The organism is Streptomyces sp. NPDC045022 (genome assembly GCF_056432605.1).
Genome location: NZ_JBWKIR010000020.1, coordinates 87342 through 102495 on the forward strand (window position 1 = coordinate 87342; position 15154 = coordinate 102495).

8 protein-coding genes are annotated in these 15154 nt (G+C 69.1%); 7 read left to right on the forward strand and 1 reads right to left on the reverse strand.

Annotation, left to right across the window (positions count from 1 at the left end):
* Nucleotides 1-73: 73 nt before the first annotated feature.
* Nucleotides 74-511: a hypothetical protein gene (locus tag AC07C1_RS29425; protein ID WP_478943834.1), complete on the reverse strand. Its 438-nt coding sequence runs from the start codon at nucleotides 509-511 to the stop codon at nucleotides 74-76.
* 275 nt (nucleotides 512-786) lie between these two features.
* Between AC07C1_RS29425 and AC07C1_RS29430 the strand changes: the two genes are divergently transcribed.
* The 7 genes from AC07C1_RS29430 to AC07C1_RS29460 all read left to right on the forward strand — a co-directional run bounded on the left by AC07C1_RS29430 (nucleotide 787) and on the right by AC07C1_RS29460 (nucleotide 14890).
* Nucleotides 787-9552, forward strand: a complete 8766-nt coding sequence (locus tag AC07C1_RS29430) for a golvesin C-terminal-like domain-containing protein (RefSeq protein ID WP_478943836.1) — start codon at nucleotides 787-789, stop codon at nucleotides 9550-9552.
* Nucleotides 9553-9723: 171 nt separating this feature from the next.
* On the forward strand, nucleotides 9724-10218 hold the full coding sequence (locus AC07C1_RS29435) for an SMI1/KNR4 family protein (RefSeq protein ID WP_478943838.1): 495 nt from the start codon (nucleotides 9724-9726) through the stop codon (nucleotides 10216-10218).
* 190 nt (nucleotides 10219-10408) lie between these two features.
* Complete coding sequence (locus AC07C1_RS29440; protein ID WP_478943840.1) at nucleotides 10409-10840, forward strand: hypothetical protein; 432 nt, start codon at nucleotides 10409-10411, stop codon at nucleotides 10838-10840.
* Between the two features lie 280 nt (nucleotides 10841-11120).
* Nucleotides 11121-11753: an RNA polymerase sigma factor gene (locus AC07C1_RS29445; protein WP_478943842.1), complete on the forward strand. Its 633-nt coding sequence runs from the start codon at nucleotides 11121-11123 to the stop codon at nucleotides 11751-11753.
* 120 nt (nucleotides 11754-11873) lie between these two features.
* On the forward strand, nucleotides 11874-12806 hold the full coding sequence (locus AC07C1_RS29450; RefSeq protein ID WP_478943844.1) for a hypothetical protein: 933 nt from the start codon (nucleotides 11874-11876) through the stop codon (nucleotides 12804-12806).
* Between the two features lie 288 nt (nucleotides 12807-13094).
* Nucleotides 13095-13757, forward strand: a complete 663-nt coding sequence (locus tag AC07C1_RS29455; protein ID WP_478943846.1) for an RNA polymerase sigma factor — start codon at nucleotides 13095-13097, stop codon at nucleotides 13755-13757.
* Nucleotides 13757-14890, forward strand: a complete 1134-nt coding sequence (locus AC07C1_RS29460; protein WP_478943847.1) for a hypothetical protein — start codon at nucleotides 13757-13759, stop codon at nucleotides 14888-14890. The genes AC07C1_RS29455 and AC07C1_RS29460 overlap by 1 nt, the downstream gene beginning before the upstream one ends.
* Nucleotides 14891-15154 lie beyond the last annotated feature (264 nt).

Genomic DNA, 15154 nt, shown 5'->3' on the forward strand with positions numbered 1-15154 from the left:
CCCTAGGAATCATCACGGTGACACCACCTGTCACACAGGCAGCACTTGTACAGCGCACGGATCTGCCCGGACGTCACCCGGTGGCGACCGCTGCCGGTGAGGGAAGCTCGGCCTGACAGGTGGCGCGCCCGAACCTGCCGTAGGCGGACGCGGTCTGGACGTGCCGCCCGCGCACGGCGAGCGAGCAGCTGGCCCGGCCGCCCTTCTCGCCGAGCGTGATCGAGACCAGCGGCGGCTTGCCGAGCGGCACGTCCACGGTCTTCTTCCACGGCAGTGCGACGGCCCGGTCGACGGTGGCGGTCCCGGCCTCGCTACGGCCCTGGTAGGCGATGTCGGCGGTGCCGTCGCCGGTCACCTCGTAGGTCACGGCGGCGGTCGGGACATGCGGCCTGCCGGGCTTGTCCTCCGTGTCGAGCACGCCGTACAGCACGAGTCCGCCGCAGGCGGCGACCAGCACCCCGGCGACGGTCAGGGAGCGCCAGTCCCTCGATTCCGAATTGGTCCTTGGCATGAGCGCGGGTTATAGCGCACACCAAAGGCTGCGGGCCAGCGGGCGGAAAAATCGGGCGAATTGCTGCCGGGAATCACCGGCTGCGACCTGGGCTGAGGTAAAGCGCCCCTTTTGCCTTGGCAATTGACAGACCATCACCGAACTGACTAGAAATCCGCCCGCCGCACAGGCCGGGCACAGCGGGAACAGGAGGTTTCCGGCCGGGAATACCCGGCCGGCTGTTCGGCGTGCCCGAAAAAGAAAGGGCACTGGACGTGAGAGTCCGATATAGGAGAATGATCTCCTGCCTTGTCGTGTCGGCGGTGGTGAGCACCGCGCTGCCGCAGCTCGCCTATGCCGCCTCCGATCCCGGTTCCGGATCGGGTGGTGGCCACGACAAGGGCATCGTCGACACCGTCAAGGGATGGTTCGGCGACGACGACCACGAGTTGGCCGAGCCGCCGTCGCACGACGAGCTGGAAGTCGCCGACCGCCAGAAGCTCCCCAGGGGCAAGCGGGCCCCGAGGAGCAGGCGGGTCAAGGAGCTGACGGGCAGGCGCACCTCGACCGCCCGGTTCTGGCAGCTCTCCGACGGCCGCGTGCAGGCCGAACTGTCCGGGGTGCCGACCTCGTACCGCTCGGGCTCCGGCAAGAAGGCGGCCTGGAAGCCGATCGACACGGCCGTCCACGCGACGGACGCGAAGGGCTTCGACTTCGCCAACACGACCAACGACGGCAGCAGCTGGTTCGGCTCGGACGCGGACCGTCTGGTGCGCTTCCGGTCGCCGGACGGCCGTACGGTCACCCTCGGCCTGGATGGCGCGCACGGCGGGCTGAAGCCGGCCGTGAAGGGCTCGACGGTCACCTACAGGGACGCCGTGCACGGCGCCGACCTGGAGTACGGCGTCGGACCCGGCCGGGTGAAGGAGAACATCACCCTCGCCGAACGCCCCCACGGCCCGCTGAGGTTCAGCTTCACCCTGGACACCGACGGCCTGGTGCCGAGGGCCCGCAAGGACGGCTCGGTCGCGCTGTACGGCGCACTGCCGAACACCCCGGTGATGATCATCCCCGCGCCGTTCATGACGGACGCGAAGAAGGCGGACGGATCCGTCTTCGGCAAGACCTACAGCACCGCGGTCACGCAGAAGCTCACGAAGGACGGCACGTCCTGGAAGCTGACGGTCACGCCGGACGCCAAGTGGCTGGCGTCGAAGGACCGCCAGTACCCGGTGGTGATCGACCCGACGATCACGATCGCGCCGTCGCCGTCGGACTCGCAGGACACGATGGTCCTGTCGGACCAGCCGACGACGAACTTCAACACCACCTGGAAGATGTCGGTGGGCCGTACCAACACCGGTACGGCGCGCTCGCTGATCAAGTTCCCGTTGAGCGAGATCCCGTCCGGCACGAAGATCGACTCGGCGCGTCTGGAGATGTACTTCGACCAGGCGCACACCACGGGCAACGCGGACGTGCCCGTCGAGGTGCACCGGGCCACCGGCACCTGGGACGAGGCGACCGCGAACTGGAACAACACCAGCGCGCTGGCCGGTGAGCTGTCCGGCACCAGCTACACGGTGGACGACGGCGACGCGGGCACCACGGCGGCCACCGGCAGCTGGCCCGTGTCCACCTCGTCGCTCGCCCAGTACGCGACCGGCGGCGACTACCGCTTCAACAAGGACACGGTCGCCGGGGACACCTACACCTGGCAGCCGAACATCAAGGACGCGGGCAGCTACAAGGTCGACGTCCACTACGTGGCCGCCGCCGACCGCGCCACCAACGCGCCCTACACGGTGACGTCCAAGACCGGCTCCGCCACCTACACGGTGAACCAGCAGTCCGGCACCAACGGCGTGTGGGCGGCCCTCGCCGGCGGCTCGCAGATCGACTTCGCGGCCGGTACGGCGGGCAAGGTCGTCCTCGGTGACGGCCCGGCCTCCGCGTCCACGGCGGTGATCGCGGACGCGGTCCGCTTCACCAACCCGGCGATGATCTACAAGAACGTCGGCGAGTACAGCCAGTGGCACAAGTTCCCGGTCACCGACACCGTGCAGCAGTGGCTGGACGGCACCTCGGTGAACAACGGGTTCGTCCTCAAGTCCGCGGACGAGTCGGCGTCCGGCCCGCTGGGCGGCCCGCGCTACGAGTCGGGTGACGGTGACTACGGCGGCGAGACCTCGACGATCCCGCGGCTGACGGTGACGTACGGCAAGGTCGGCACGACGCTGAACTCGCCGACGGTCGTCCACTCCACCGGCCCGGAGCTGAGCTGGAAGGCGTACTCCAACACCACCGGTGACCCGAACCTGGACATCGTCGAGTACCAGCTGCACCGCTCCACGCAGCAGGCGTTCACGCCGTCCGCGGCCACCCTCGTCGCCCCGGTCGACAAGTCGGCGACGACGTACACCGACACCACCGCGACGCCGACCCCGGACTCCTCCTCGGCGGAGATCGGCCGGTCGTACTACTACCAGCTCGCGGTGAAGACCAAGGGCGGCCAGCTGCTCGGCTCCCCGACCCGCGTCGTGGGCGTGCCCAAGGCGGGCCGCACGATGCGACTGATCCAGGGCACCGCGGCGAGCGTCACGGACACCACGCTGTCCTCCGCGACGCCGACCACCAACCTGGACACCATCAGCCGGGACGGCGTGGGCCAGAAGTGGCTGAGCGTGGGCAACAACACGCCCACGAACACCACCGAGAAGACCCGCGCGGTCATGAAGTTCCCGACCACCGCGATCCCCGCCACCGCCACGGTGCTGGAGTCGCGGCTGTTCATGTGGGGCGCCGAGACCACCACCAAGACCAACGGCGCTGTCTACGAACTCCACGGCCTGAACAAGGACTTCACCGAGACGCAGGCCACCTGGAACAGCGCCGCGACCGGTACGGCCTGGACGACGGCGGGCGGCGACTACTCGGCCACCGCCTCCGACACGGTCGCGGCGGTCTCGGAGGTCGGCCGGCACTGGTGGGACGCCACCTCCCTCACCCAGGGCTGGACGCGCACCCCGTCCACCAACCACGGCGCCCTGATCAAGCTGAAGGACGAGACCTCCACCGGCCCGCAGGAGCAGACGATGTTCCTGGCCTCGGAGACCGCCGACCAGCAGGTGGGCCCGCTGCTGCGCGTCGTCTACGTCGACTCCACGACGGAGGACACGTACTACGCGCCGCAGACGCCCGCCCGGATGACCCCGAACTCCACCTACACGGTGAACTTCACGGTCACCAACACGACGAACGCGGCGTGGGCGAGCGGTGAGCGGGTGCTGTCGTACACCTGGAAGCTTCCGGACGGCACGGACGTGACGACCGGCGGCAACCAGCTGTCGACCGCGATACCGGCGCTCAGCCCCGGCCAGTCCGCGACCATCCAGGCCCAGGTCAGCACCCCGATCAACAGCGACAGCGGCAACAAGCGCACGGACTACGTGCTGGGCTGGGACGTCAAGAAGGTCTCCGACGGCAGCTGGCTGTCGGCGGGCACCGGCGGCATCCCGACGCTGAAGCAGAACGTCGCGGTCGAGGACCCGAGCTCCGACTCGCTCGGCCTGGAGAAGTTCTACTCGTACACGGGGAAGAACGCGGGCGCCGGCTCGACGGTGATGAACAACCTGGCCTCCGGCAACACCGTGTGGTCGTACAACGCGTTCTCGAACCCCGGCCGGGGCCTGACGACGTTCGCGCGCTTCTCCTACAACTCACTGGACACGAGCGACACCGTCTCGGGGCCGGGTTGGTCGGCGCAGGTGGCGGGCCCGATCCGCCTCGGTGCCCCGCTGGACTTCCACCCCAACCCGAACGCGAACGCGACGGAGATCCGCCTGCCGGACGGTGACGGCACCACGCACGTCTTCACCAAGCAGGCCGACGGAACGTGGAAGGCCCCGGCGGGCGTCCACTACCGGATCACCATGAAGGCGGGCCTCGACTGCACCCCGGACAAGGACCCGGTCCCGGACGCCTGGACCCTCCTGCGCCCGGACGGCACGCGGTTCCTCTTCGGCTGCGACGGCTACCTGACGTCCATCGTCGACAAGAACGGCAACGCGCAGTCGTACACGTACGAAGAGCGCAAGTCGCACAACAAGCCGACGAAGTTCCTGGCGTACATCACCGACCCGGCGAGCCGGCAGTCGCTGACCGTCGACTACTACAAGAAGGGTGACGCTTCCTACGACTACATCGACGCCACCGGCGCCAAGGTCTCCGGCACGAGCCTGACCGACCCGGACATCTACGACCACGTGAAGTCGATCACCGACATCTCGGGCCGCAAGATCTCCTTCTACTACACGGTCGAGGGGCTGCTCGGTCAGTTCACCGACGGTGACGGCTCGTCCCAGCCGAAGGTGTTCAAGTTCACCTACGACGCAGTCCAGGGCAACAAGAACGTCAAGCTGGTCAAGGCCACCGACCCTCGCGGGCATGCCACTCAGCTGGCGTACTACGCGCCGCAGAACGGTGACGACCCGAAGTACCACTGGTGGACGAAGACGATCACCGACCGCCTCGGTGGTGCCACCGGCTTCGGGTACGCGGCGGACACGGCGAACACCAAGTTCACCGACACCACCGTCACCGACGCCGAGTCGCACGCCACGAAGTATGTGACGGACGACTTCGGCCGGGGCGTCCAGACGATCAATGCCAAGTCCCAGGTCATGAAGATGAGCTGGGACGCGGACAACAACGTCGTCTACCTGGAGGAGAACAACGGCGCGAAGACCGCGTACTGCTACGACCAGAAGACGGGCTACCCGCTCTGGCAGCGCGACGCGGAGAACAACAAGGCGGGCGTGCCGGACCAGACGGCCACGTGTGTCGCGGACACCTCCAAGTGGCCGGCGAACGCGGCGAGGTACGAGTACCAGACGCGTGCGGACGGCTACTCGGCGGACCTGTTCCGCAAGACGTCGCCGGAGGGGCGGGCCTGGCAGTTCGGCTACGACGGCTTCGGCAACCTGAAGACGGTCACCGACCCCAAGGGTGTCGCGACGACCACGGCGGGGGATTACACCACGTCGTACGAGTACGACTCCTACGGTGAGCTGACCAAGGCAACCGACGCGGGCGGCCACGCCACGACGTACAGCGGTTTCGGACCGACCGGCTACCCGGCGACGATCACGGACGCGCTGCAGAACTCGTCGTCGTACGTGTACGACGAGCGGGGCCAGGTCACCCAGGTCACCGATGCGCTCGGCAAGAAGACCACGCAGACGTACGACGTCTACGGCCGTCCGCTGGTCGGCACCGTGCCCAAGGACCAGAACGCCGGAGTTCTGATCGCGGCTCCCGCTCCGGTGTACGACGAGAACGACAACGTCACCAAGGCGACGGCGCCCAACGGGGCCGTGTCGACGGCGGTGTACGACAACGCGGACCAGATCACGTCGGCGACCGCGCCGGCCAACAACAACACCGACCCGCGCACGTCCACGTACACCTACGACAAGGTCGGCAACCTCAAGACGTCGACGGAGCCCAAGGGCACACTGACGACGTCGGACACCACCGACTACGTCACCACGAGCAACTACAACGAGATCTATCAGCTCACGTCCGTCTCGGACTCCGCGGGCGACACGATCTCCTACGGCTACGACAACGTCGGCAACGTCAACAAGGTCGTCGATCCTAAGAAGAACAACACCGCCGATACGACCGACTACACGTCCACGTCCCTCTACGACCTGGATCACCGTGTCGTCCAGGTCACGGACGCGGCCGGAAAGTTCACCAAGACGTCCTATGACAAGGACGGACTGGTGGTCTCGACGACGGACAAGGAGAACCGGACCACCACCGTCGCGTACGACGAACGGGGCATGAAGACCGAGGTCAAGGTGCCGCACGACGGCACCACGTACCGCACGACCCGGTTCGAGTACGACCAGGTCGGCAACACGACTCGCGTGATCACCCCGCGTGGCACGGCGACGGCCGACGCGGACGACTTCACGCTGCGCACGACGTACGACGAACTCAACCGCCCCAAGCGGCAGTATCAGCCGTACGACCCGAACGACACCACGTACAACAAGTCGGACGTCTACACGGAGACCACCTACGACGCGGTCGGCCGCGTCGCGAAGACGTCGCTGCCGCCGTCGCAGGGTGAAACGGTCCGCAACGCCACGACCTACACCTATTTCGACAACGGCTGGGCGAAGTCCGCCACCGACCCGTGGGACATCACCACCACGTTCGACTACAACGACGTGGGTCAGCAGGTGAAGCGAACGCTCACGTCGGCGGGCGGTTCGTCGGACCGCACCATGACGTGGTCGTACTTCCCCGACGGCTCACTGAAGTCGAAGTCGGACGACGGAGTCCCGGTCGGCAAGTCGGTCGTCCTCGTGGACAACTCCGACACCCAGAACACCGCCTCGACGGGCACCTGGACGAAGGGAGACATCTCCGGTCAGCAGGGCTACGACCACCTGACGCACGCGGCGGGTACCGGCACCGACACCTTCACGTGGACGCTGAACCTCCCCAAGGACGGCACGTACACCGCGTACGTGAAGTTCCCGAAGGTCACCGGCGCCGCGACGACGGCCAAGTACACGCTGACGCACGGTACGACGACCGAGCCTTCGGTGACGAAGGACCAGACGGCGGGCACCGGCACCTGGGTCAGCCTCGGGTCCTACAGCCTCAGGCAGGGCGAGGACACCAAGCTCAGGCTGGACCAGAACAGCGGTGGCGTCGCGGTCGCCGACGGCGTCAAGCTGGTGCGGGACAACTCCGGCGACACGGACAACGAGAAGAAGTCCTTCGCCTACGCGTACGACGTCAACGGCAACATGACGTCGATCGACGACACCTCGTCCGGTGCGAAGATCGACGCCTACACGATCGCCTACACGGGACTCAACCAGGTCCAGAAGGTGACCGAGGCGCTGGCCGGCCAGGAGAAGAAGGCGACGTCGTTCACCTACGACGCCAACGGCCAGACGGAGACGGTCACGCACCCGGACCAGTTCTCCAAGTACACGTACGACCTGAGGGAACTGGTCAAGACCGTCTCGGTCGGCACATCGGCCACGGACGCGTCCCCGAAGGTCTCGTCGTACACGTACACGGATCGTGGCCAGAAGCTCCGGGAGACCAAGGCCAACGGCAACACCGTCGACTACACGTACTTCCTCGACGGGGTGGTCAAGACCAGCACGGAGAACAAGCCGAACGGCACGCTCGTCGCCTCGCACACCTATGCCTACGACGCCAATGGCAACAAGGCGCAGGACGTCGCGAAGAAGATGAACGCCGACGACCGCACGGCCTACCTGTCGTCGACCACGGACTACACCTACGACCCCGTGGACCGGCTCGACAAGTTGGTGCGGACCGGCACCGGTGCCGATACGGAGACGTACGTCCACGACGACAACGCCAACGTCATCAGTCAGACGGTCAAGAACGTCACCACGACGTACGACTACGACCGCAACCGCCTGCTCCGGGCCACCTCGGGCGGACAGGCATCCAACTACACCTACGACCCGTTCGGCCGGCTGGAGACGGTCACCGCGGGGGGCAAGGTCATCGAACGGAGCGTGTACGACGGCTTCGACCACGTGGTGGAGTCCCAGAAGGCGGACGACACCGGCACGTTGAAGTCGACGACGTACACGTTCGACCCGTTGGACCGCACCACCTCGAAGACGGAGGACGGCAAGACGACCGACTTCGACTACCTCGGCCTCTCCGGCGAGGTCCTCGGAGAGGAGGTCGCGGGCAAGCTCACGAAGTCGTACCAGTACAGCCCCTGGGGCGAGCGTCTGTCGCAGGTCAAGCACAACAGCGACGGCACGACCGAGGACGGCTACTACGGCTACAACAGCCACACCGATGTCGAGACGCTCACGAACAAGGACGGCGACACCAAGGCGACGTACGGCTACACCGCCTACGGATCCGACGAGAAGTCCGAGTTCACCGGCATCGACAAGCCCGACGCCGCCGACCCCACGAAGGAGGCGTACAACCCCTACCGGTTCAACTCCAAGCGCTGGGACGCCCGGTCCGGCACCTACGACATGGGCTTCCGCAACTACAGCCCGAGCCTGAACCAGTTCACCACCCGGGACATGTACAACGGGGCGCTCGCCGACATGAACCTCGGCTCCGACCCGTTCACCGGTAACCGGTATGCCTTCGGGGGCGGCAATCCCACCTCCAGCGTCGAATTGGACGGCCACCTCGACTGCGGTGTCTGCAGCGAGGTCGCCAACGCGGCGGGCGACTGGCTGAAGAGTGCGGCCGGAGCCGTGGAGGAAGGCGCTTCCACGGCGGTGTCGGAGGCCGGTTCGGGACTCACCCGGTTCCTCGGCCGGGCATCGGGCATCGGCACCGCGCTCTACGTGTTCCTCGACACGCTCGGCTTCGACCTGGACGGTTCGTCCACCGCGTCGCGCGAGTCGGCCATCGGCGACGAACCCAACTACGACCTGGGCCGTCTCACCACCCCCGACAAGGATGTGGAATGGCGTCCGTACACGGACTACGCCCTGCGGCAGGACAACTGCAGCAAGGGTCAGAGCGCGATCTACTACCTGCCGCTCGACGAGCAGGGCCGGGCGCAGGGCGGGCGTGCCTGTCTGACGGGCGGTGACTTCAACTACGAGAAGGACGACGGAACCGCGGCGTTCCCCGGAGTGCAGTCGAAGATCTTCGGGACGCGTACGGAATTCCCGATCGACTGGTCGAACGTCCCCAAGGGCTACTACAGCCGGAGCACGGCCGACCGGAAGGGGCTCGACTATGTTCAGAGGGGCCATCTGATCGGAAAGCAGCTGGGTGGCAGCGGTACCGACAAGCGAAATCTGGTGCCTCTCTACAACGAGGCCAACAGTCCGCTGATGTCCAGCTTCGAGGGTGAAGTGGCCAAACGTCTCAAGGCCGGTGACACCATCTACTACCAGGTGGATGCGAATTACTCCGGGAACAATCCGATCCCGGACAGCATTTCCATCATGTGGACAAGTCTGGTCACCGGTCAATCGAAGGCCATACGACTCAACAACACGCCTTAGCCTCCAGCGAGGTCAAGGCCTGACGGTATAGTCAGACAGTGGTGCCGCCCCCGAGTGCTCGTCCAGGCTCGGGGGCGGATCCGGTCTTTCCGGAAGATTCGGAGATGATGCGACATGTCACGGGTTCAGCAGCTCCTTGACGCGGTAGGTCGTCAATCGGAGCAGGTCCAAGTGGACTGGCAGGCGGTGGAGGCGGAGCTCGGCACCGTGCTTCCGGCGGACTTCAAGGAGTTCTGCGAGGCATTCGGGCGAGGCGAGTTCAACGGTTTCCTTTATGTCTACACATCGAAGGGCGGGCCCCATCTCGAAGTCCTGGACAACCTGAAGAAGCTGCGCCGAGCACTCGAAAGCTGGCCCGATGCGGAGTCGGTCTACGAGCCGTACCGGATTTTCCGACCCGGCCAGGGGGGACTGCTGCGCTGGGGAGGCGCGGCAGCGGAAGGGTATGCCTACTACTGGCTGGTGACCGAAGGGGATCCGGAAGACTGGCCGATCGTCGCTCGCACGGACGACACCGAGGAATGGCATCGATATGAGATGAGCGTCTCGGACTTCGTGTACCGGATGGTCACCGATACGGAGTTCAAGCCGTTCAGTTGCGCGCACTATTCGCCGGTCCCGCATTACGAGTCGTACGCGGATCCGGAGCCCGGTTCGCCGGAGTAGAACGGGCCGTTGACGCAGCGTGCGCAGGCCGGCACGATCGGCGACGGGTCTCAAAGGTTGTACGCATCCTGCGACTTTCCTCTGTGGCAATGGACACGCCTCTTACCCGTGATGTTCCGGGCGCCGCTTCCGCTGGGCCAACCGGGGGGGCGGGTTCCGCGTTCTCCCGTGTCAAGCGGAGAGGTGCCCCATGGCTGAAGTACGCGAACGGGTCCCGTGCGCTGCGGAGATGCGGGCCTGCGCCGCCGCGTTCATCTCGCGTGTGACCGCCCGCAACCGGCTGCCGCTGGACTACTCCGAGCGCAGCCTGCGGGTGGTCGACTTCCTCGTCGACGGTTTGCGGAAGGGCGGCGCCGACCGGGAGCGGGCGCGCGACACGCTCCTCGGACTGGGGGCGTACGTGGGCGAGGTGCTCGTGCGCCGCGCCGGGGCGGCGTGGGTGGACTTCGACGACGAGCAGCGCGCCTACTTCGGTCAACTGGTGGGGGTGCGGATGCCGGACGGGCGGGTCTGGAACCCCCTCGGCAAGGTCGTCAACCGCTTCGCGGTCGGCGGTCCCGAGGAGTCCCTCCAGACCTTCTACCTGACGTTGCACGGGAGAGCGCGCAGAGCTGCGGCGTGACGTTCCGGCCTCCTCGCGCGGCCGAGGCGGGTTGTCTGTCCGTGCCGCGCGCCACCATGGACCTGATCATGGGGTGGCTACGGCCCGGTGCGCACCCGCTTATCGCCATCGGCTGACGGTGACGTCGCCGCGTGGGCGACCGCGGGACCGCTGAGCGCTGTGACATTTCTGTGAGTTCCGGCGCTGATGATCGTGGAAGGCGGAGACACGGCCGGAGCGTGTCGCACCGTGACGGACGTGCCACGCAGTGGCCATGAGCTCGGCACGAACGAGGACGGTCTTGGGCCAGGGAGGGGAACGCCGCCGCCCGCAACCGCGGGACGGGGAACTGGGCGCCGCCGTCGCGCGAGCCCAGGACGGCGACGAGACCGCCTTCGCGGTGGCCTACCGGATCGTGCAGCCCGGCCTGCTCGGCTATCTGCGGGGCATCGTCGGCGAGGACGCGGAGGACGTCGCCTCCGACGCCTGGCTGGAGATCGCCCGCGACCTCGGCCGGTTCAAGGGTGACGGCGCCGGCTTCCGCGGCTGGACCGCGACCATCGCCCGCCATCGCGCCCTGGACCACCTGCGCCGCCAGCGGGTACGGCCCCGGGCGGCCGCGCTCGACCAGACCGCACTGGACCTTCCCGGCCGGCACAGCACCCACGACGACGCCCTGGAGTCCCTGTCCACCGAGCGGGCGCTGGAGATGGTGCGCGCGTTGCCACGGGACCAGGCCGAGGCCGTGCTGCTGCGGGTGGTCGTCGGCCTCGACGGCCCGGCCGCGGCCCGCGTCCTCGGCAAGCGCCCGGGGGCGGTCCGTACGGCCGCCCACCGCGGGCTGAAACGGCTGGCCCGGCACCTGGGCGTGCCGGACGCGGCGGACGAGGGTGTGACGGATGCGGACCCCCGGACGCTGGGGGAGTCGACATGAACGGTGACGGCCACGAGCCGTATGGATACGGGAGAACCAACGGTTCCGGACCCCGCACGGGGGACGGGGGACCGCACGTATCCGGTGGGCCGGGCGGACCGTACGAGGACGGGAACGGACATGGGTGAACGGCACAGGGGCGGCGGGCTGCCCGGCCGTCGGCGGGCACACCCAGGCGGCACCGTCTCCACTCCGGAACACACCGACGCTCCGGAACGAGTCGCCGCTCCCGAACACGCCGGCGCCCCTGAGGGCGCCGATCGGGCCCCCGGGTCCGCCAGGTCCTCCGAATCTCCCGGTTCCTCCGCGTTCTCCCGGTTCGAGGCGCGCTTCGGCGCCGCGCTGCGCGCGGACGGCGTCGTACCCGCCCTCGACCCCGAGGCGGAGCGCCGGGCCGTGGCCGCCTTCCGGGCCGCCCGCGAGTCCGGGGCGCACCGCGCGCGGACGCGGCCCCGGGACGACTGGCGCCCCCGCGCGCCCCGTCGCGTCCGGCTCTCACTGAAGGGCACGCTCTCGGTGGCGCTCGCGAGTCTCACGCTGGGCGGTGTCGCCGTCGCCGCGATCGGCTCGGCCGGATCCGGCCCGGCGGACAGCCGGGACGCCCATCGGCCGGCCCGCCCGTCGGTGAGCGCGGCGCAGTCGGCCCGCGAACCGGCCCCCGGCTCCGCCGGTGCCGGTTCGACCGCTCCCGCCACGCGTCCGGAGCATCCGGACACCGCGCAGGACACCCTGGCCCACTGCCGTACCTTCACGCGGGCCGGGGACCGGGGCAACGCCCTGGAGGCGACGGCCTGGCGGCGGCTCATCGCGGCGGCCGGCGGCACGGACAGAGTCGCCGCCTACTGCGCGGCCCAAGTCGCCCAGGCTGCCCAAGAGGCGCGGTCACGGGGGCGCGGTGCCGATGCCCCGCAGGGACGGAAGCCCGACAAGACGGGCAATTCCGGCAGTACTGCTCACAGTGGCGCCAGTGGCAACAGCAATGGCAACGGTGAAGACAAGGGCAAGGGCGGCGGACCGCGTCCCGGGGACGCCAAGGCCGACCGGAAGAGGTGAGCCCGGCCGCCCGGCCGTGCCCGTGAAGGACCGTAAAGGCAACGGCCGGGGCCGCCACCCCCCACAGGAGAGGCCCCGGCCGTCGCGCGGACGGGCCGCGCACGGCCCGTACTTTCTTCAGCGCCTCGAGTGCGTTTTCTGTCACACCCGGCCACGCCGAACCTCACCCTGCGCACATCCGCACCTGGTCACGAGTTAGTTGCATCTTCCACAGACGTGGACGAGGAGCGGTTTCACGCCGTAACGTGCCTTTCGCGCCGACCGAAGACAGGCGTTAAAGGGAGTGCGGTGCTGGGGGACGACGCGGAGCTGACCGCCGCAGTACGTGCAGCACAGAACGGTGATGAGACCGCGTTCCGTACGGTGTACCGCGCGGTGCACCCACGGCTGCTCGGATACGTGCGCACGCTGGTCGGCGATCCTGATGCCGAGGACGTCGCGTCCGAGGCCTGGCTCCAGATCGCCCGGGACCTCGACCGGTTCAGCGGCGATGCCGACCGGTTCCGCGGCTGGGCCGCCCGGATCGCCCGCAACCGCGCCTTGGACCACATACGCATGCGCGGCCGCCGCCCCGCCATAGGCGGCGACGAGACGGAACTGACCGGCCGGGCCGCCGAGTCCGACACGGCCGGCGAGGCCATCGAGGCCCTGACCACCGACAGTGCCCTCTCCCTCATCGCGCGGCTCCCGCAGGACCAGGCCGAGGCGGTCGTCCTGCGTGTGGTGGTCGGGCTGGACGCCAAGACGGCCGCCGAGACGCTCGGCAAACGCGCGGGTGCCGTACGCACCGCCGCGCACCGGGGCCTGAAGCGGCTCGCGGAGCTGCTCGGCGACGATCCGGAATCGGGGGGTGTGCTCGACGCACTGCCGTCCCAGCGAGAACCGCGTGGTCGCGCGGTGACGTCCGCAACTGTGACGCATACGCGTGCGCGGACGCAGAAGGACATGTGATGGCCGACGAGCACTACAAGTGGCTGAATCGTGAAACGGCGGAACGTCTGCTGCGCGGTGAGTCGCTGGAAGCCGTCGACACCTCCGCCCGTGACCAGGCCGAACGCCTCTCCGAGGCGCTCGGCGCGCTGTCCGCGGAGGCGGCCCCCGCCCCTGGTGAACTCCCCGGTGAACAGGCCGCCCTGGCCGCGTTCCGCAAGGCCCGTGAGGCGGCCGAGGCCGAGCGCGACGCCGTCGCCTTCGCCGGCGGCACCCCCGGCCGGCGCTCCGGCGCGTCCGCCCACGGCGCCGACGCGGGCCTGGTCCGCCTCGGCGAACCGGCGCGTAGCGGAATCGCCGCCCGCCCCCGCTGGGCCCGCCCGGCGCGGCTCGTGCTCGCGGCCGCCGTGGCCGCGGGCATGCTCGGCGGGGTCGCCGTCGCCGCCGGGAGCGGGGTGCTGCCCACGCCGTTCGGCGACGAACACCCCGGCCCCGCCGTCTCCGTCACCACCGGGTCTTCCGGACAGCCGCTCGTCTCCGCCTCCCCGCGGGCCACGCCCGGCACCACCCCGGGCACGCCGGGCGGCAGCCCGGGCGCGACCCGTGACGACACCTCCGCCGAGGCCGCCGGACCGGACGACGGCACGGGCACCGGACACGCTCCCGGCTCCACCGCCCCCTCCGCGGCCCCCGGCACCGGCTGGACCGGCGCCGGTGCGGCCTGCCGTGAGATCCGGGACGGCAAGGAGCTGGACGCCGGCCGCAAGCGCGCGCTGGAGAACCTGGCGGGCGGCTCCGGGCGCGTGAACACGTACTGCAAGGGCGTCCTGGCCGCCACAGGCCCCGTCTCCGGCACCGCGAACGGTGGCAAGGGCGACGCGAAGGCCGGCGGGGACGACGGGGGCAAGGACAAGGGCGACGGCAAGGGCGACGGCAAGGAAAAGGACAAGGGCAAGGGCGGTGAGAAGGGGGACGGCCAGGGCGACGACGACAGCCACCCCCGCAAGGGTGGCGGCAAGGGCGGTGACGGCGGCAAGGGCCGGCATCGCGGCGGGGCCGCACCCGCTCCCTCCGCCTTCGCCCCGGCCCGCCCGGGCCACCCCGGCCGGGCTTCGGCGGACCCGTCACCGAAGCCGACGTACACCGCCCTCTGATCCGCCCCGCCTCTCCTCCGCTCCCACCCCTCTGACCTGCGGCTTTGTGGTCCGCGGAAAAATTTCCGGGAGGGGTGTGACGTTTCTGAAGCCCGGGACGCAGTACAGAGTGAGCCGACTGGTCATCGGCCGTCGCACTGAGCCGGGGTTCCCCCCGTACCCACGGCTCGTGCACCTGGCGCGGGGGGGGGCCCGGGCCCCCCCCCCCCCCCCCCCCCCCCCCCCCCCCCCCCCCCGCGGCCGCGCCGCGCCAAGGTGGGCCGC

What these genes read in the sequence shown, in the direction of transcription:
- AC07C1_RS29460 (WP_478943847.1), top strand. Translation starts at nt 13,757, where the DNA reads ATGGCCGACGAGCACTACAAGTGGCTGAATCGTGAAACGGCGGAACGT.
- AC07C1_RS29425 (WP_478943834.1), bottom strand. Translation starts at nt 511, where the DNA reads ATGCCAAGGACCAATTCGGAATCGAGGGACTGGCGCTCCCTGACCGTC.
- AC07C1_RS29440 (WP_478943840.1), top strand. Translation starts at nt 10,409, where the DNA reads ATGGCTGAAGTACGCGAACGGGTCCCGTGCGCTGCGGAGATGCGGGCC.
- AC07C1_RS29430 (WP_478943836.1), top strand. Translation starts at nt 787, where the DNA reads ATGATCTCCTGCCTTGTCGTGTCGGCGGTGGTGAGCACCGCGCTGCCG.
- AC07C1_RS29450 (WP_478943844.1), top strand. Translation starts at nt 11,874, where the DNA reads ATGGGTGAACGGCACAGGGGCGGCGGGCTGCCCGGCCGTCGGCGGGCA.